This window comes from Amycolatopsis eburnea (assembly GCF_003937945.1).
GTDB lineage: Bacteria > Actinomycetota > Actinomycetes > Mycobacteriales > Pseudonocardiaceae > Amycolatopsis > Amycolatopsis eburnea.
In genome coordinates, this window is the sequence record NZ_RSEC01000058.1 from 629,593 (window position 1) to 645,842 (window position 16,250).

General features: G+C 69.5%; 15 protein-coding genes and 1 tRNA gene. 11 read left to right on the forward strand and 5 right to left on the reverse strand.

Annotated features, from left to right (window positions below):
• Positions 1-25 precede the first annotated feature (25 nt).
• From EIY87_RS28425 to EIY87_RS28435, 3 genes are all read left to right on the forward strand, one after another.
• Positions 26-1,900: a hypothetical protein gene (locus tag EIY87_RS28425; protein WP_125312911.1), complete on the forward strand. Its 1,875-nt coding sequence runs from the start codon at positions 26-28 to the stop codon at positions 1,898-1,900.
• Between the two features lie 204 nt (positions 1,901-2,104).
• Entirely contained in the window at positions 2,105-2,758 is a 654-nt protein-coding gene (locus EIY87_RS28430; RefSeq protein ID WP_125312912.1) for a YdcF family protein, read from the forward strand.
• 160 nt (positions 2,759-2,918) lie between these two features.
• A complete protein-coding gene (locus EIY87_RS28435) occupies positions 2,919-5,540 on the forward strand; it encodes an MFS transporter (protein ID WP_125312913.1) in 2,622 nt (873 codons plus the stop codon).
• Here EIY87_RS28435 and EIY87_RS47770 read toward each other — a convergent pair.
• The gene (locus EIY87_RS47770; RefSeq protein ID WP_158641374.1) at positions 5,537-5,923 is read right to left on the reverse strand and encodes a winged helix-turn-helix transcriptional regulator; all 387 of its coding nucleotides are present in this window, start codon (positions 5,921-5,923) and stop codon (positions 5,537-5,539) included. The genes EIY87_RS28435 and EIY87_RS47770 overlap by 4 nt on opposite strands.
• A gap of 313 nt (positions 5,924-6,236) precedes the next feature.
• Positions 6,237-6,929: a prepilin peptidase gene (locus EIY87_RS28445; RefSeq protein WP_125312915.1), complete on the reverse strand. Its 693-nt coding sequence runs from the start codon at positions 6,927-6,929 to the stop codon at positions 6,237-6,239.
• A gap of 142 nt (positions 6,930-7,071) precedes the next feature.
• Between EIY87_RS28445 and EIY87_RS28450 the strand changes: the two genes are divergently transcribed.
• The 5 genes from EIY87_RS28450 (at position 7,072) to EIY87_RS28470 (ending at position 10,720) form a co-directional block, all read left to right on the forward strand.
• Positions 7,072-7,431: a hypothetical protein gene (locus EIY87_RS28450; protein ID WP_225440081.1), complete on the forward strand. Its 360-nt coding sequence runs from the start codon at positions 7,072-7,074 to the stop codon at positions 7,429-7,431.
• Positions 7,425-8,414 carry a hypothetical protein gene (locus EIY87_RS28455; RefSeq protein WP_125312916.1) on the forward strand — a complete coding sequence of 330 codons (990 nt, stop codon included), beginning with the start codon at positions 7,425-7,427 and terminating at the stop codon, positions 8,412-8,414. Before EIY87_RS28450 ends, EIY87_RS28455 begins: the two co-directional genes overlap by 7 nt.
• Positions 8,415-8,511: 97 nt before the next feature.
• Entirely contained in the window at positions 8,512-9,210 is a 699-nt protein-coding gene (locus EIY87_RS28460; RefSeq protein ID WP_225440082.1) for a hypothetical protein, read from the forward strand.
• Complete coding sequence (locus EIY87_RS28465; RefSeq protein ID WP_125312918.1) at positions 9,210-10,052, forward strand: chromosome partitioning protein; 843 nt, start codon at positions 9,210-9,212, stop codon at positions 10,050-10,052. Before EIY87_RS28460 ends, EIY87_RS28465 begins: the two co-directional genes overlap by 1 nt.
• Positions 10,049-10,720 carry a site-specific integrase gene (locus EIY87_RS28470; protein WP_191984294.1) on the forward strand — a complete coding sequence of 224 codons (672 nt, stop codon included), beginning with the start codon at positions 10,049-10,051 and terminating at the stop codon, positions 10,718-10,720. Before EIY87_RS28465 ends, EIY87_RS28470 begins: the two co-directional genes overlap by 4 nt.
• Before the next feature lie 128 nt (positions 10,721-10,848).
• Here the strand turns inward: EIY87_RS28470 and EIY87_RS28475 are convergent.
• Positions 10,849-10,921: transfer RNA gene (locus EIY87_RS28475), tRNA-Arg, on the reverse strand.
• Positions 10,922-11,071: 150 nt separating this feature from the next.
• Between EIY87_RS28475 and EIY87_RS28480 the strand changes: the two genes are divergently transcribed.
• From EIY87_RS28480 to EIY87_RS28490, 3 genes are all read left to right on the forward strand, one after another.
• Entirely contained in the window at positions 11,072-12,184 is a 1,113-nt protein-coding gene (locus EIY87_RS28480) for an epoxide hydrolase family protein (protein WP_125312919.1), read from the forward strand.
• A gap of 154 nt (positions 12,185-12,338) precedes the next feature.
• Positions 12,339-13,259 carry a cation diffusion facilitator family transporter gene (locus EIY87_RS28485; RefSeq protein WP_125312920.1) on the forward strand — a complete coding sequence of 307 codons (921 nt, stop codon included), beginning with the start codon at positions 12,339-12,341 and terminating at the stop codon, positions 13,257-13,259.
• Between the two features lie 108 nt (positions 13,260-13,367).
• On the forward strand, positions 13,368-14,567 hold the full coding sequence (locus EIY87_RS28490; RefSeq protein ID WP_125312921.1) for an MFS transporter: 1,200 nt from the start codon (positions 13,368-13,370) through the stop codon (positions 14,565-14,567).
• Position 14,568: 1 nt separating this feature from the next.
• Here EIY87_RS28490 and EIY87_RS28495 read toward each other — a convergent pair whose 3' ends face one another.
• Both EIY87_RS28495 and EIY87_RS28500 read right to left on the reverse strand, forming a co-directional pair.
• Positions 14,569-15,252, reverse strand: a complete 684-nt coding sequence (locus tag EIY87_RS28495; RefSeq protein WP_125312922.1) for a DUF305 domain-containing protein — start codon at positions 15,250-15,252, stop codon at positions 14,569-14,571.
• Complete coding sequence (locus EIY87_RS28500; protein ID WP_125312923.1) at positions 15,249-16,058, reverse strand: DUF3105 domain-containing protein; 810 nt, start codon at positions 16,056-16,058, stop codon at positions 15,249-15,251. The genes EIY87_RS28495 and EIY87_RS28500 overlap by 4 nt, the downstream gene beginning before the upstream one ends.
• Between the last annotated feature and the right edge of the window lie 192 nt (positions 16,059-16,250).

Here is a 16,250-nt window from a genome sequence, read left to right on the forward strand (position 1 = left end):
GCCGGAGACCAGAGAGGACACGCGGATGATCGATGCGCCCACCCGGGCAGAGCTCCCGCTGATCCCGTGGCGAGACCTCGCGCCGTACCTGTCCGTCGTCGTCATCGAGGCGACCGCCGACGACCCGGCCCTCACGTTCGGGGCCGTCGTCCGCGAGCTTCGGAAACTTCCCCCGGCGAACAGCAAGAGACGCACGAAACTGGTGGCCGCAGACGAAGCCGCAGCGTCCGAACACCGGCAACTCGAAGGGCTCGGCACCCTGATCGCCGCGGGTGTTGACCAGCTGGCGGGGTATATCAACGAAGTGGGCGCCGTGCCGAGCTGGCTCAGCGAGCGCACCGAGCTGCTCAACACAACCTACGAGCTCGGCCTGGTGGTGCGGCGCGGCAATCTGATCGCGGTCAAGCCGGACGGCCCGTCGGCGGAGCGGCTCCAGCGGTGGATCGACGCATCGCCTCGCCTGGCCCAGCGGATCTCACCGCTGATCCTCGAGTGCACCTTCCTGATGGGTCGCGCGCGAGGCCTCTGGCTGCAGAGCGCCACCGGGAGGAACGCCCGGCACCCCGACGCCAAGACGAGCGTGGGGATCGATCTCAAAGAAACCCTGAACGTCTTCGCCGACAGTGGCTACTCGCTCGGGTCGGCGCGGTGCGAACTACCCGCCGACCTCGAACTCGACCAGCTCAGGGGGACGATCGGCGCGACCATCAGGTCGTCGCAGCTCTGGCTGAAGCCGATGTCGACGATCGGGGACTTCCTCGCGACAGTGGGCGAGATCTTCGACCTCATCAAGAAAGTCGCCGCCGAAGAAGACAGCCTCATCGAGGCTTTCCCCGAACTCGCCCGCGACGTCACGGACCTTTCGGAGGTCCACGGCGCCTATGACGTCGCGGCCATCGACGTCGATCACCTCCCAGCGGCCGACGTCGCCGGCGAGGAGACCTACGACGCCGCCTCGATCCTGGAGTCGGCGGCGCTCATCGTGATGCCGGACTCCCGGTCGGCCCGGTTCAAGCTCAAGATCGGCCTCGACGGCGTCGAGGGCGGCGTCGTCTCCGTGACCCCCAAGCCGAAGCCGCACGGATTCCTCCTGGACATCGGTCAGTCCGGCAGCTTTTCGCGGGATGCCATCGCACAGCCGGTCCTCGACGCACTGCGCTCGACGGACCTGCTCACGGTCTTCTACGAGTCCGGTCACGTCTACTCCCGCGGGCGCATCACCAAGAAGAACACCGCGATCTTCCCCTTCAAGAACTGGCAGTTCCGGAGTTTTGCCGGATTCGACGTCGAGACCGAGAAGCCTTTCGACCACCGGTCGACGGAGAAGATCCACAAATCCATTGGGGACCCAACCGACACCTCGCTCTTCGGCTGGGTGCTCGAGAACTTCTCCGACGGCTGGCTGATCTGCGACGACGGAGCCGGCGAGTCCGCGGACTTCCTCCAGATCAACGCGAAAGGCACGCTGCGGTTCATCCATGTCAAGGGCGCCGAAAGCTCTTCGTCGGGGCGCGGTATTTCGGCGAAGTCCTACGAGGTCGTGGCTGGCCAAGCCGCGAAGAACTTGGTTTTCATGGAGAAGGAGAGGTTGGCCGAGCATCTTCGGTCGACAGACGCGCCCTACAAGGCCAGCTGGGTGGATCGGGTCAAGGTGGGCGACCGGCGGGAGTTCATCGAGATGCTCCTGGCCAGGTCCGAAGAGGACGCTCGCGAAGTCGTCATCGTGCAGCCACATGTGCTCGAGAAGAAGCACAAGGCGCTGAGAGCCCTCGAACCGGGAACCAAGCCACCTCAGGATCTCCTGCGACTGCAGCGGCTGGAGACGTTGCTGAACTCAACCCGGTCATCGGTCGTCAACTCCAACGCGGAGCTCTGGGTGATCAGCAGCAGCGACAAGTAGCAGGCCGGCGTCCCGGCGTTCGCTCCAACGCGAGGTCATCCACAGGGCCGGAAGGCAGCTGTTGATGTTCAAGGCGCACGGGTATGGGCGCGGGACGACGTGACCAGCGCCGGTAAACTGTCAATTGATCAGCTGCCAAGACGGGGCTTGTCGCGGAAGGGACCTCTGACGCACGAACGCCATCTCGAGGAGTACGAACGCGCCGTGACGCGGCAACTTACCGATGTGGAGTGGCACGACGCCGAGCTCGTGTGGGACTTCCACCAGGTCCACCACGAGATTTCTGCGTGCGACGTCGCCATCGCACTGGGATGCAACGACATCGGCGTCGCCGAGTACGCGGCCGAGCTGTACCACCGCGGCATGTTCCAGACTGTCGTCTTCACCGGTGCGACCAGCCGGGACACCGCCGCCATCTTCCCGCGCGGCGAAGCCGTCCACTTCCGCGAGCGCGCCCTGGAGCTGGGCGTGCCGGACGCCGCCATCCTGGTCGAGCCTGAGGCCGCGAACACCGGCGCCAACATCACGCTCTCCCGCGGCGTGCTCATCGGGGCCGGGCTGACGCCGGACTCCGTTCTCCTCATCTCGATGCCGTACATGGAGCGCCGGGCGTTCGCAACTTGCCGGCGCCTGTGGCCTGAAGTCGCGGTGACGTGCACGTCGGCGCCGCTGACGCTGGAGGAGTACGTCAAGACGATCGGCGACGCCGCCGAGGTCGTCGACATGATGATCGGCGATCTCCAGCGGGTGATGGTCTACCCCGAACGCGGCTTCGCCATCGAGCAGCCGGTGCCGCCCGCCGTGGCCGCCGCGTTCGATCGCTTGGTCGCGGCGGGATTCAACAGCCGCCTGCTCTGAACGGCGGAAGTCGATCAAGTCGGTAGCGGACCGTCACGGCCGTGCTGCGATTGGGTGATCTGTCGCTACTTGTGTCCACATGGACACGGAGCGGGCATACCGTGGTTCTTCCAGGTAGGGGGGCCTGCCGGGCGAGTTTCGACGGCGGTGGGGAGGGCCGATGACCGAAACCGGATCCCGCGGTTTTGCGGCGGCGCTGCGAGGTCGTGAGTTCCGAGCGCTGTGGCTCGCCGAAGCCTTGTCGGTCTTCGGCGATCAGGTTGCGCGGGTGGCGCTCGCGCTGCTGGTCTACGCGCGCACGGACTCCGCGGCGCTGACGGCGCTCACCTACGCCCTGACCTTTGTGCCTGCGATCCTGGGCGGCTTCTTGCTCTCCGGTCTGGCGGACCGCTATCCGCGCCGTACGGTGATCGTCGTGACCGACGTCGTGCGCGCCGTGCTGGCGGCGGCGATGGCCGTGCCGGGGATGCCGCTCTGGATCCTTTGGGCGTTGATCGGCTGCCTGACTATGGCCGCGGCGCCGTTCAAGGCCGCTCAGCTCGCGCTCCTGCCGGACGTGCTTCCGAACGGGCTGTACCAGGCCGGTCTCGGCCTCCGGCAGATCAGCACACAAACGGCCCAGGTGGCCGGCTTCGGGCTCGGCGGCCTGCTCGTGACGAGCTTGAGCACCAGCGGCGCGCTGCTGGTGAACGCCGCGACGTTCCTGGTCAGCGCCGTTGTGGTCGCCGCGGTGGTCCGAACTCGTCCCGTCAGCCGAGCCGAGACCAAGACGACGCCGCGGTCAGCTGCGGCGGCCAGCGACCCGCGCATGGTCGCCATCTACATGCTGGCCGCGATGATCGGATTTCTTGTCGTACCTGAAGGCTTGGCGGCGCCGTACGCGAACGCGGTGGGTCTGACGTCGATCGGGGTCGGCGTCCTGATGGCGGCCGATCCCGTCGGCAGCGTGCTCGGCGGCTGGCTGGCCAGCCGGCTCCGGCCCGATACCGCGCTCACGGCGAAGCTGGTCGTCGTGCCGGCAGCGGCGTCCGGCCTGCCCCTGATCGCTTGCCTCGCGCTACCAGGCGCGTGGTGGGCCGCAGGCCTCTGGGCGGTCTCGGGTGCGCTGTCCACCATCTACCTGATCCGGCTGCAGGCGGTCGTCGTCGAGCTGGTGCCGGACGCGCGCCGCGGCACCACGATGGGACGGCTGAGCACCTGCCTCTACAGCTCGCAGGGCGTCGCGATCCTCGGCGCCGGCGTGGTCGCCGAGCGGGTCGATTCTGTCTTCGTCGTCGCCGGTTCGGGCGCGGTGGCGTCACTCTCCGCAGTTGCAGCCGGGTTCGTCTGGTGGGCGGCTCGACCTCGGCAGGCGAGAACTGTCGAGGACGAGCCCGCACCGGTGGATTCAGCGCGCTCAGAAGTCCTTGTTACGCATAGTGACCCCCTCCCGGAGCGTCCGGCGGCGGGAGGTGCCGAGGCGCGGCAGCCGGAGCTCGAGGACCTCGGGTCCTCCCCTGGGAACGGAAGCGAGATCAGTATGCCGAACGATGGGGTCGCTGAGCGCTCCGGTTGGTCACGATGGGCTATCTGGTTGCTACCGCGGCCCGCGGCGGTGTTTCTGCTGGTCATCGACGCCATCGCGGTAGCGGCCATCGTCTTCGACGTGAGGGCCCCGATGGCCTGGCGAGATGTCGTGTCCTGCGGGTTGATCGTCGGGCTCGGCATCCTGGCTGCGGAGATGACCCGCCGGGTCGAACGGCGTCGACGGCGGTTTTCGGACACCCCGCACGTCAACTTCTCGTCCGTGTGGACCCTGGCCGCCGCGCTGACCCTCCCAACTGCCTTGGCCGCCCTCGTCGCCGTGCTGCTGTACCTACACCTGTGGCTGCGCAGCTGGCGGGGCGTCGCCGGAATCCACGCGCATCGCGTCATCTTCAGCACGGCGAACGTGATCCTGTCCTGCCAGATCGCCGGGTGGGCTGCCAAGCAGCTGCACGTCGTGCCGCCCGGCCAGGAAGCCGGCATCTGGACCGCGGTCGGCTTGGCCTCGGTCATCGCGATCTACTTCGCCGCGAACTCGACGATCGTCGGGGTGGCGATCGCCCTCGCCAGGCGGAGCCTTTCGTTCAGGCGGCTGCTCGGCGCGCTCAACGAGAACATCCTCGAGCTGGCGACGTTGTGCATGGGCGCGCTGACCGCGGTCCTCCTGACCCTGCGTCCGTGGCTCGTAATCGTGTTGTTCCTGCCGCTCTACGCGCTCCACCGGAGCGTCCTGATCCGTCAGTTCGAGCACGCTTCGACCACCGATTCGAAGACCGGACTTCTCAACGCCGCGACCTGGCACGCGATCGCGGCGAAGGAGATCGACCGTGCTCGTCAGCACGGCTTCAGCGTCGGTGTCCTGATGATCGACATCGACCACTTCCGCGACGTGAACAACGTTCACGGACACCTGACCGGCGACAGAGCGCTCGTCCTCGTCGGCAACGCCATCCGGAGCGAAGTCCGGAGCGACGACCTCTGCGGGCGGTTCGGTGGCGAGGAGTTCGTCGTCCTGCTGCCGGGCAGCTCTCCGGACGCGATTCACGCCATCGCGGACCGCATCCGCGAGCACGTCGAACGCACCGTCATCGAGCCGGATTCCGGACCCGGCTTCCACGTCAGCGTGTCGATCGGCGCAGCTGCGTTCCCCGCGGCGGGCAGTTCGCTGGAAGAGGTCCTGATCTCCGCCGACAACGCGCTGTTCGCGGCCAAGGACGCCGGGCGCAATCAGGTCCGAGTCGTCAAGTCGACCGCCTAGCGATGACCGCGGCTGTCGGCTCGTGTCTGGTCGCGACGCTGCTGCGACCACGTGGCCAAGGGACGCAACGCGCGCAGAAGCGCACGGCCGTCGGGTGACAGCTTGTACCAGACATTGGAGAAGGCGCTGCCTTCCGCGCGTCGTTCGACGAGCCCGTCCTGCTCCAGCCGTCGGAGCGTGTCGGTCAGCGTGCGAGCCGTCAGCGGCTTCGAGTGCGCCGTCCAGCCGGAGCGCTCCTCGGCCTCGTTCACCTCGTTCCGCAGCTTGGTGAACTCCAGCTCGCCGAGCGCGAGGGTCGCGAGGACGGCGACGGTCCAGTCACCTCGCAGCAGGGCAAGTACCTCGTACACGCTCTGCCGGTACGGCACGTCCCAGTCATCCACACCTGCAGACCTATCACGAAGTGCCGCCCGGCTTGCCCCAGTCGAGCCCTTGACGTCCCGACGGCAGGACACCTTCGTCCGAACGAGTGAAGATCCGTCGACTGAGTCCAGACTCACCCGTCGACTTACCTTGCACTCAGCCGAGGTCAGGCCGCTAAACCGGAAGTCACCCGGGCTCCGGCGCCTGGGAACGGAAGAGGAATCGAAGGGGACGGTGGCCGGCCGTGTCTGGCGAGAAGGCTGGCCGGTCACCGCGACCTACAGGGGGAGGGAAGCTGCGATGACGACTTGCTCGCTTGAGCCGATCAGTCGGCTACCCGTTCGCGAGGAGCATGGCGGCCAGCGTGCCGGCGATCAGGAACGGCCCCATCGGGATCGCGGTCCGACGCCGACCGAGACGCATGATCGTCACCGCGATCGCGGCGGCCAGCCAGGGCAGCAGACTGCCGAGAACGAGCGTTGGCCATCCGAACCACACAAGCGCCGCGCCGAGAGGTACGGCCAGCTTCACGTCCCCGCCACCGAGGTGGCCGGGCGCCATGAAGTACACGGCGAGGAAGAACGCGGCGGTCACGGCCGCACCGGCGAGTGCGCGAGCCAGCGAACCGCCGTCGTGGTCGACGACAGCGGTAGCGATGACGGCGGCGCCGACCGAACCGGCGAGTCCGAGAACAAGCAGGTTCGGCAGGCGACGGTGTCGCGCGTCGGCGAAGGCGAGTGGCACGCCGAACGCCGCCACGCTCTCGGAAATCGCGAACGGCGCCACGTCGTGAACGCGCCAGGCGAGCGCGCCGACGAGTGCGGCCGCGATCACCAGCTGCGCCGCTACCTGCCGGCGGGGAGAACGGACCACGAGCGCACCGCCCATCACGACCGCGACGGCGGCCGTGATGCCGGTCAGGATGAACAGGGGTAGCGGAATGATGTCGACTCCGTCAGGTGCGGTTCGTCCATCATGGACGAAGGTGTCAACCCACGCGATCTTGCTTAGCTTCGCCGCGCTCACGCTCAGCGCGTGCTCCGGCGGCGGTTCTTCCGCACCGTCGGCCTCTGCGTCGAACCCGCCAGCGACCAGCTCGACCTCGGTTCCGCAGCCGACTCCTGCGCCCCAGCTGGCGACCGATGCCTACGTCGGCATGTGGCGGGCGATGGCAAAGGCCGGTGAGACGGCGGACTGGCAATCACCCGAAGTGGCGAAGTACGCGACCGGTGACGCGCTCGGCGTGATCAACCGCAGCCTTTACACCGACCACCTCAACGGCGTGGTGTCGAAGGGAGCGCCGGTGACGAGCCCGAAGGTCACCGAGGAGAAGCCGCCGAGCAAGCCCACGACGATCATGATCTCCGACTGCGGGGACAGCGCGAACTGGCTGAAGTACAAGAAGGATGGTTCACCCTTCACCGACTCGCCGGGCGGGCACCGCGCGATCACCGCGGAGGTCAAGAAGCAGGCGGACGGCTCGTGGAAGGTCACCAGGTTCGCGGTCGAGGGGCTGGGGACATGCTGAACCGTGCGGCGCCCGCGGCCGTGCTGGCGGCGGCCATCGTGGTGATCGGCGCCGCGCCCGCGCTCGCCGACGGCTACGGCTACACCGACTGCAGCCAGTACCCGAACCCCGGCTGCGAACTCGGCGCGGGCAAGGGCGGGCAGCAGGGCGGCGACCACGGCAACCAGCCGAACAAGCCCGGAGGCCCAGGGCACCACAACTCCGGCGGCGGACCTTCGGATCCCGGCGGCGACACGATCATCGGCGGCGGCAACCTCGCCCAGTGCGGCTACGAGCGCAGCGGATACCAGGGACCGCCACCTGGAAGCGCTCAGCCGGCAGCGTTCCATGTCCCACCGAGGACTGTACCGGCCACGGCGGTGCCCGCTGCCTATCGGCAACTGGCGGGCGCGCAGCCGCCGTCCGGCGCCTGGTACGTCTACAAGTGCACCGGGGCCGGCTTCCGGGACGCGCTGTACCGGCCACCCGTCTGGATCGCGGACGGTGAACCAGGTCCGGCGCCGCTACCATCGCCAGCTGAGCTCGCCGCGCAGGCGCGGAACCAGCTGCGTCTGCCCGCGCCGAAGATCAAAGCGAATCCGGCCGGCGACCAGCTGGTCACCTTGCCGACCTGGTTGTGGCTGGACCCGAGCAGCTGGGGCGACGTCTCGGCCACCGCGTCGGTGCCGGGGGTCTCGGTGACCGCGGTCGCCAAGCCGACCTCGGTGACCTGGTCGATGGGCGAAGGCGGTTCGGTGACCTGCACCGGCCCCGGCTCGCCGTTTCCCGGAGGCGGTGACCCGAAGAGCGCGTCGCCGGACTGCGGCTACACGTACAAGACGTCCTCGGCTGGCCAGCGCTCGGACGCGTTCCCGGTGACCGCCACGGTGAACTGGACCGTGACGTGGTCGGGCGCAGGCACGGGCGGCACGTTCCCGAACATGACGACGTCGGCCTCGGCGGCGTTCCGAGTGGCGGAGAGCCAGGGAATCGCGACCGGCTGAGGCCCGGCACGCACAACACAACCCCCCGTTGAGAAAAGGCACGTCGAACACCCGAGTTGACGCGTCGCGATGGCGTCATGCCTTGAGGAGGTCGGTGGTGACAACTACCGCAAGTTCAACCAGCCTGGACGCGAAACCCGCGTCGCTGAACTCGTGGGCGAGCCGTGATGGCAAGACGCCCACACGCCTGAGTGGCGGGGGCCGGCGCCGCAGCGTGCCCCACCTGCTGCTCGGCGTCCTGCTGGTCGCCGTGTGCTCGGCCGGAGGCGTGTTCGCCGGGATGCAGCTTGGCGACCGCGAGAGCGTCATCGCTCTGGCCCGTGCCGTTGCCGTGGGCCAACTTCTCGAGGTTCAGGATCTCAAGCAGGTCAGCATGGCGGTGGACTCCGGAATGGACGTGCTGCCCGCGTCGGCAGCATCCACAGTGGTCGGCCGTCCGGTGGCATTCAGCCTGCCCGTCGGCTCGCTGGTGACCCGCTCGGTCCTCGGCGTTCCTCAGATTCCTGCGTCCGGCAAGGGTGTAGCGGCGGTTGGGCTCAAACCGGGACAGTTTCCGCCCGACCTGGCGCCCGGCACCACGGTGGCGGTCCTCGCGACGCCAGGGCAAAGCCCAGCCGTCGGAACGCCGCTCGGCCAGACGTCGTCATGGACTGCGGTAGTGACCGCAGTTGCCGCCCGGGAGACCGAGCAGATCACCGTGGTCTCCTTGCAGCTGCCCGAATCGGACGCTCGCGCGTTGGCTTCGGCCCCGGCGGGTCAGCTCAGTCTCGTCGCTATTGCCGGGGGAGGACGCTGATGCTGATCGCCGTCTGCTCCCTCAAGGGCTCACCCGGCGCGACCACCCTGGCGACCGCGCTCGGCGCCTGCTGGCCGCCCCAGCAGAGTCTGATAGTCGTCGAAGCCGACCCGGCCGGCGGTGACCTGATGGCCCGCTTCCGGCTGCCCGACACACCGGGCCTGGTCAGCTGGGCCGCAGCGGCCCGAGGCCGTGGAGGTGCCGACCCGAGCCTGCTCGTTCAGCACGCACAGTCTCTGCTGGGCGGCTTGCGGGTCGTGTCTGGCCCGGTCGGCGCTGAACAAGCTCGTGCAGCGCTCGCCGTGCTGGCCTCCGGAGTCTCGTCGCCGCTGCGTCGAGCGGCCGACCAGCCGGACACCGTGGTCATCGCTGACTGCGGCCGGGTCGATCCCGGTTCTCCCGCGCTGCCGATCGTCCGTGGTGCGGACGCGATGCTGCTGCTCTCCCGCCCGCGCGACGACGAGCTCGCCCACGTCGCGCTCAAGCTGCAGGCCGCCCAGCAGTGGTCACGCCGACCGTGCCTCGTCCTGGTGGGCGACGGCTACCCGACTGCGGAGGTCTCGCAGACGCTGCAGATCCCGGTGATGGGCCGGGTGCCTGCCGACACCAAGGGCGCGGCGATGTTCAGCGGCCAGGGCACAGGCTGGCGCGGGGCGGATAAGTCCGCGCTCGGTCGGGCCGCGGCAGCGATCGCCGTGAACCTCCACGCGCACGGGCGCCAGCCGACCACCACCGACGGAAGCCGGCCACTGCACCTGCGGCTGGCGGTTGTTGGCGATTCGGTCCCAGGCGTACCCCCACAGCGGGTCGGCCCGCACATCCGGAACGGGGCGACGCCATGACGCGCCCCGACCTGGCCGCGCCGGTCAACGGCCGCCCGCACTTGCCTGGACCGACAGACCTTCCGCACCGGCCCGCCGGTGAGACCGCGGCGGTGGAACGGCTGCGGCAGCACCTGCGCGACGAGCTGTCCAGCCAGCTCAGCCACCGCGTCCGGGCCGACGAGTCCGCCGGCCGGCCGCCGATGGACGCACTCGAAGGCGCCCGGCCGTACATCGATGCTCTGTGGACGGACACGGGCACGGTGGGGGAGAACCGGCCGCTCAAGTCGCGGGCCGCGGGCGACGTGCGAGAGGTGCCGTGCCCGCCGGAGCTGACTGCCATCCTGTGGCGCCATGTCGAGCGGTTCGGGTACGGCCCGGACGGGCGCCTGTTCGTCGGGGAGCGCGGGGGACCGGTCTCGAAGGTCACCTACACCAAGGTGTTCCGCGCGGCCCGTGAGGCGACGTTCACGCCCCAAGTGGCGCGGGGTCCGCTCGCCGGCCGACCGTACGACCTCCGGCACGCTGCCGTGAGCACGTGGCTTGCCGCCGGAGTTCCGGCCGCGACGGTCGCCCAATGGGCAGGCCAGTCGATCGCCGTCCTGCTTGAGGTCTACGCCAGCTTCCTCGACGGCGGGGAGCAGGCCGCCCGGCGGCAGGTTGAGACGGCGCTCGGCACGCGCCGGTGAGCGTGGCCGTACATTGGCCGCTGGCACCCGGATTCGGCCGTAGTCCGCCGGGGTTGGCCGGGTAAGACGCGAATCGGCCCCTACCGCGTTCTCGCTGGTAGGGGCCGGTTTTGTGTGTTCAGACGGGGTGCCCTCGGCAGGATTCGAACCTGCGACACCTGCCTCCGGAGGGCAGTGCTCTATCCCCTGAGCTACGAGGGCCCATCGCTGGGCGACCTCGAAAGCTTAGCGCATCCCCCAGCCCCCTCGCGCGCAGGTTCCCCCACCCGCATTTCCCCAGGTCAGCAGTATGAAGTTGATCGGCTGCGCGGACCGTCGCTAGCGTGGGGAACCCCACCCGAAGGAGCCGTGATGGCCGAGCCGTTTCAGGTAGCTCTCGACGAGGGCGATATCGCCGACCTGCGGGAGCGGTTGCGGCGGACCCGGTGGCCCGAGGCCGAAACCGTGGGGGACTGGTCGCAGGGTGTGCCGCTGGCCTACGTCAAGGAGCTCTGCCGGGACTGGGGTGAGGAGTACGACTTCGGGTTCGCGCGGCGGCTGAACGCCTTTCCGCAGTTCCGGGCCACGATCGACGGGGTCGGGGTGCACTTCCTGCACGTCCGCTCCGAGCAGCCGGACGCGCTGCCGCTCGTGCTCACCCACGGGTGGCCCGGGTCCGTGCTGGAGTTCCTCGACGTCGTCGGGCCGCTCACCGATCCCGGGGCGCACGGGGGTGATCCGGCCGACGCGTTCCACGTGGTCGTGCCGTCGCTGCCCGGGTTCGGGTGGAGCGACAAGCCCGCGTTGAAGATCCCGCGCGTCGCCGCGCTGTGGGACGAGCTGATGGTGTCGCTCGGCTACGACCGCTACGGCGCCCAAGGTGGCGATTGGGGTGCCGCCATCACCAACGCGCTCGCGAAGGTCGCGCCGGAGCGGGTCGCCGGGGTGCACGTCAACTTCGCGCCCGTGCGGCTGGACCAGGGCGAGCTGACGGCGTCCGAACAGCGGGCGCTGGACGACCTGCAGGAGTTCCGGCGGACCGGGAGCGGCTACTCCGCCGAGCAGGGCACGCGGCCGCAGACGCTCGGTTACGGGCTCACCGACTCGCCCGTCGGGCAGGCCGCCTGGATCGCCGAGAAGTTCTGGGCCTGGACCGACCACAAGGGGAACCCCGAGGACGCCGTCGACCGGCAGAAGATCCTCGACGACATCTCCGTCTACTGGTTCACCGCGACCGCGGCCTCCTCGGCGCGGATGTACTGGGAGAACAACGACCGTGATCTGTCCACGGTGGACGTTCCGGCCGGGGTTTCGGTGTTCCCCAAGGAGATCGTGCGGCCGTCGCGGCGGCAGGCCGAGCAGCGCTACACCGATCTGCGCTGGTTCGAGGAATTGCCCGTCGGCGGGCACTTCGCCGCGCTCGAGCAGCCGCGGCTGTTCGTCGAGCAGGTTCGCGGGTTCTTCCGGCTGGTTCGCGAAGCGTGACGGGTCCACCAGGCGGGACACCCCGCCTGGTGGATTGGTCGTGACCGTCCGCCGGGGTAGCTTTCCGGGTGGGTGAACTTAGGCTGCCCTCTGTTGCACATATGCGCATCCCACTATATGTTTGCGGCGAAGGTGAACCGGGAACGGAGGCGGTATGGGGCAGGGACACGGCCACGGGCACGCGATCGCGCCGGCGAGCGCGTCGGGCCGGTACGTGCGCGGCCTGACCATCGCCCTGGCCGTCGGCGCCGGCTTCATGGTGCTCGAGTTCGTCGTCGGCTTCGCGACCGGCTCGCTGGCCCTGATCTCGGACGCGGCGCACATGTTCACCGACGTCCTCGGCGTCGGCATGGCACTTGCCGCGATCATCCTGGCGCGCCGCAGCGGTCCCACGGTCAGCCGCACCTTCGGCCTCTACCGCGCGGAGGTGCTGGCCGCGCTCGGCAACGCGATCCTGCTGTTCGGCGTCGCGGGCTACGTCCTCGTCGAGGCCGTCGGCCGCATCGGCGACCCGCCCGCGGTCCCCGGCCTACCCGTGTTGCTCGCCGCGGCGGCCGGCCTGGTGGCCAACGTGGTGTCGTTCACGGTGCTGCGCTCAGGGGCGAAGGAGAGCCTCAACGTCCGCGGCGCGTACCTCGAAGTGGTCGCGGACCTGATCGGCTCGGTCGGCGTCCTGATCAGCGGCGCGCTGACGCTCCTGACGGGCTGGCGCTACGCCGACCCGATCATCGGTGTCGCGATCGGCCTGTTCGTGCTGCCCCGCACGTGGGTGCTGGCCCGCCGGGCGCTGCGCATCCTCTTCCAGCACGCACCTCAGGGCGTCGACGTCGGGGCGATCAACGCCGAACTGGCCGCGCTGCCCGGCGTGGCGGACGTGCACGACCTGCACATCTGGACGTTGACCTCGGGCATGGAGGTGGCTTCGGCGCACTTGACGCTGGCGCCGCCCGCGCAGCAGTCGGACGTGCTGACGGAGGCGCAGAACCTGCTGGCGTCGCGGTACGCGATCGAGCACGCGACGTTGCAGGTCGAGGCGCCGCAGTGCGCACGTCGTTGTCAAGAACTGTCCTGGTGACGGAATCCGCAGTCTGCTTGATCACCGATTCCCCGGAATGCAAGACCCAGGAGCAATCGCGCAAGAATGAGGAATAGCTCGGCCTAATGGCGGTACTACCGTCGGTCCATGACGGAAATCGTGACGAAGACCACGACGGTAAGAACGCGGGCGATGGGGGTGCTGTTCACCGGCGCCGCGGCGCTGAACACCGCCGTCACCGGGGCGACCACGGTCAGCACGCTCATCGCTTCCGACGCGCACGGGGACGGGTGGAGCGGAATTCCCAACGCGGCGGTCGTCGCCGGTACCGCTTTCGGGGCGCTCTACCTCGGGGTGCTCATCGGGAAAAAGGGTGCGCGGACCTCGTTGAAACTGGTTTACGGCGTCGCCGCGTTCGGGGGGCTCGTCGCATTCCTCGGCGGGGTGTTCGCCAATCTCCTGCTCCTGCTGCCCGGCCTCGCCATGCTCGGGATCGGGAACGGCGCCGCGGGGCTGGTGCGGTACACCGCGGCCGAGCTGTACCCCGACAACCGCAAGGGGTTCGCGCTCTCCATCATCGTCTGGGCGGGCACCATCGGCGCCATCGCCGGGCCCGCGCTGCTCGAGCCGGCCGCCGCCACCGCGGGGTTCTTCGGGCTGCCGAGCACCTCCGGCGCGATCGGCTTCGCGGCGCTGCTGTGCACCATCGCGCTCCTGGCCAGCGCGACCATGCCGAAGACGGCCTTCCCCGCCCAAGGCCCGAAGCGCCCGCCACTGACGCTCGCCCGCGTGGCCGCCGCCTTGAAGCGGCGGGTCGTGCTGGTTCCGCTGGTGTCGATGACCGCGGCGCACGTGACCATGGTGACCGTCATGACGATGACGCCGCTGCAGCTGCACCGCCAAGGACACGGCCTCGAGGTCGTCGGCTACGTGCTCAGCGCGCACATGATCGGCATGTTCGCGCTGGCGCCGCTGTCCGGGAAGATCGCCGACCGGATCGGCGGGCGGGCCACGATCACGGCGGGGGTCGGCGTGCTGGTGCTCGCCGCCGTGACGGTGATCGCCGCGCCGACGTCGCACACCGCCGGGCTGCCGCTGGCGCTGTTCCTGCTGGGCTACGGCTGGAACCTGGTGTTCGTCGGGTCGAGCGCGCTGCTGAGCCGCAGCCTCGCCGACGACGAGCGCACCCAGTTGCAGGGGGTCATCGACGCGCTGGTGTGGAGCGCCTCCGGGCTCGGCGGCATCATCGCCGGCGGCCTGTTCGGGCTGGGCGGGTACGCGCTCGTGGCCGGCGTCGCGGCGGTGCTCGCGCTCACGCCGCTCGCGCTGGTGGCCCGGCGGAGCTGAGTCAGGGGAGGGGCTGCGCGCCCCGGGCCGAAAGCATCAGCTTCATCTGGTCCATCTCGGCCCCCTGCGAAGTCAAGATGCTCCGCACCAGCGCCTGCAACGCCGTGAGGTTCGAATGGGCCGTCGCGTACTGGGCCATCGCCGTGCCGCCCTGGTGGTGGCGGAGCATCAGCTGGAGGAAGAACACGTCCAGCTGCTTGCCCGACAGCGAGCGCAGCTTGGCCAGCTCGGCCTCGGTCGCCATGCCCGGCATCAGCGGGCCGGCGCCGGGGTTGACCGACCCGGTGCCCATCGCCATGCCGTCGTGGCCCGGCATCGGCTCCGTCATCCACTTCATCGGGGCGCCGATCGGCTGCTCGGGCTGGTCCCACAGCATGAGCCAGCCCTTCATGCGGCCGACCTGCTCCAGCTGGGTGCGCTCGATGTCGAACGCGAGCTGGCGGATCTCCGGGTCGGTCGAGTGGTCGCGGGCCCAGCCGGCCATCGTCACGGCTTGCAGGTGGTGCGTCGACATGTCCTGGGCGAAGCCGACCTCGACGGACCCGGCTGCCGGGGTGGCAGCCGGGGCGTCGTCGATCGCGCGGGTCAGGAACATGCCCGCGGTCGCGCCGATCAGCAGGACCGCGAGGAGCGTCCCGCCGATGATCACCCAGCGCGACCACGTGGGTTGTTCTTCGGAACTCACTTGGTGGGCGTGCCCGACGCGGGTGCCGACGGCTGCTGGCTCATGCCGCCGTTCTGGTCGGCCTGGGCGTTCGGCGTGCCCTTGTAGTCCATCGGCTTGGCGTCCGGGCCCGGCTTCGACGGGTCGAACGGCGGCGGGTTGTCCGGGTCGAACTGGCCCGGGCCGAGCGCGTCGCAGGAGGCGCCGACCTCGGGGTAGACGCCGTTCGGGTTGCTCCGCAGCGCCGCGATGAACTCGTCGATGCGCGGGTCGTCGGCCTTGTCCAGCTTCAGCTGGTGGCCCCAGGACTGCAGCGAGATCGGCTTGTCCAGGCCCGGGTACGGCGACATCATCGTGTACGGCTTGCCCTCGACGCGGACCTTGAGCAGGTTCAGCGCGTCGCCGGTGACCTGGTCCGGGTTGTAGGCGATCCAGACGGCGCCGTGCTCGAGGCCGTGGACCATGTTCTCGGTGCGGACGGCGTTCGGGTACACCGTGCCGGTGCAGGTGGCCCAGTACCCGTCGTGCGGGCCGCCGAACGGCGGGGTCTTGTCGTAGGCGACGCGCTCGGTCGGGAGCACGTGCACGCTGCCGGTGTAGGTCGCGGTCACCACGCCGGGGATGCGCTTGGAGGGGTCCGGGTCGGACGCCGTCGGCGCGAAGGACGCGGCCGCCGCCTCGCGGTCGGACTGCTCGCGCTTCGGCGCGGACGCCACCATGTAGTAGGTGATCACGGCGCCGGCCAGTGCGACGATGGCCACGACGGCGATGATCGTGCCCCAGGGCGTGCCCTTCTTGCTCACCACGGAACCGCGGGCCGCCTTCACCGCCGAACCCTTTTTCCGAGTTGTCCCGTTCGCCATGGCTCCCGCGTTCTCCCTCTGGTGGCTGCGGACGGATTCCCGCCCGGGCCAGTGTAGAGACCACGCGTCTGATCACCGTTAACGCCTCACGCGGACGCCGACCGTGATGTGGCCGAGACCGATGCAAGCGCCCCACCAGGGCACACCTAGAATTCG

Coding starts and splice junctions, on each gene's coding strand:
- EIY87_RS28435 (WP_125312913.1), top strand. CDS start 2,919: ATGACCGAAACCGGATCCCGCGGTTTTGCGGCGGCGCTGCGAGGTCGT.
- EIY87_RS28485 (WP_125312920.1), top strand. CDS start 12,339: ATGGGGCAGGGACACGGCCACGGGCACGCGATCGCGCCGGCGAGCGCG.
- EIY87_RS28480 (WP_125312919.1), top strand. CDS start 11,072: ATGGCCGAGCCGTTTCAGGTAGCTCTCGACGAGGGCGATATCGCCGAC.
- EIY87_RS28425 (WP_125312911.1), top strand. CDS start 26: ATGATCGATGCGCCCACCCGGGCAGAGCTCCCGCTGATCCCGTGGCGA.
- EIY87_RS28490 (WP_125312921.1), top strand. CDS start 13,368: ATGACGGAAATCGTGACGAAGACCACGACGGTAAGAACGCGGGCGATG.
- EIY87_RS28455 (WP_125312916.1), top strand. CDS start 7,425: ATGCTGAACCGTGCGGCGCCCGCGGCCGTGCTGGCGGCGGCCATCGTG.
- EIY87_RS28450 (WP_225440081.1), top strand. CDS start 7,072: ATGGCAAAGGCCGGTGAGACGGCGGACTGGCAATCACCCGAAGTGGCG.
- EIY87_RS28465 (WP_125312918.1), top strand. CDS start 9,210: ATGCTGATCGCCGTCTGCTCCCTCAAGGGCTCACCCGGCGCGACCACC.
- EIY87_RS28470 (WP_191984294.1), top strand. CDS start 10,049: ATGACGCGCCCCGACCTGGCCGCGCCGGTCAACGGCCGCCCGCACTTG.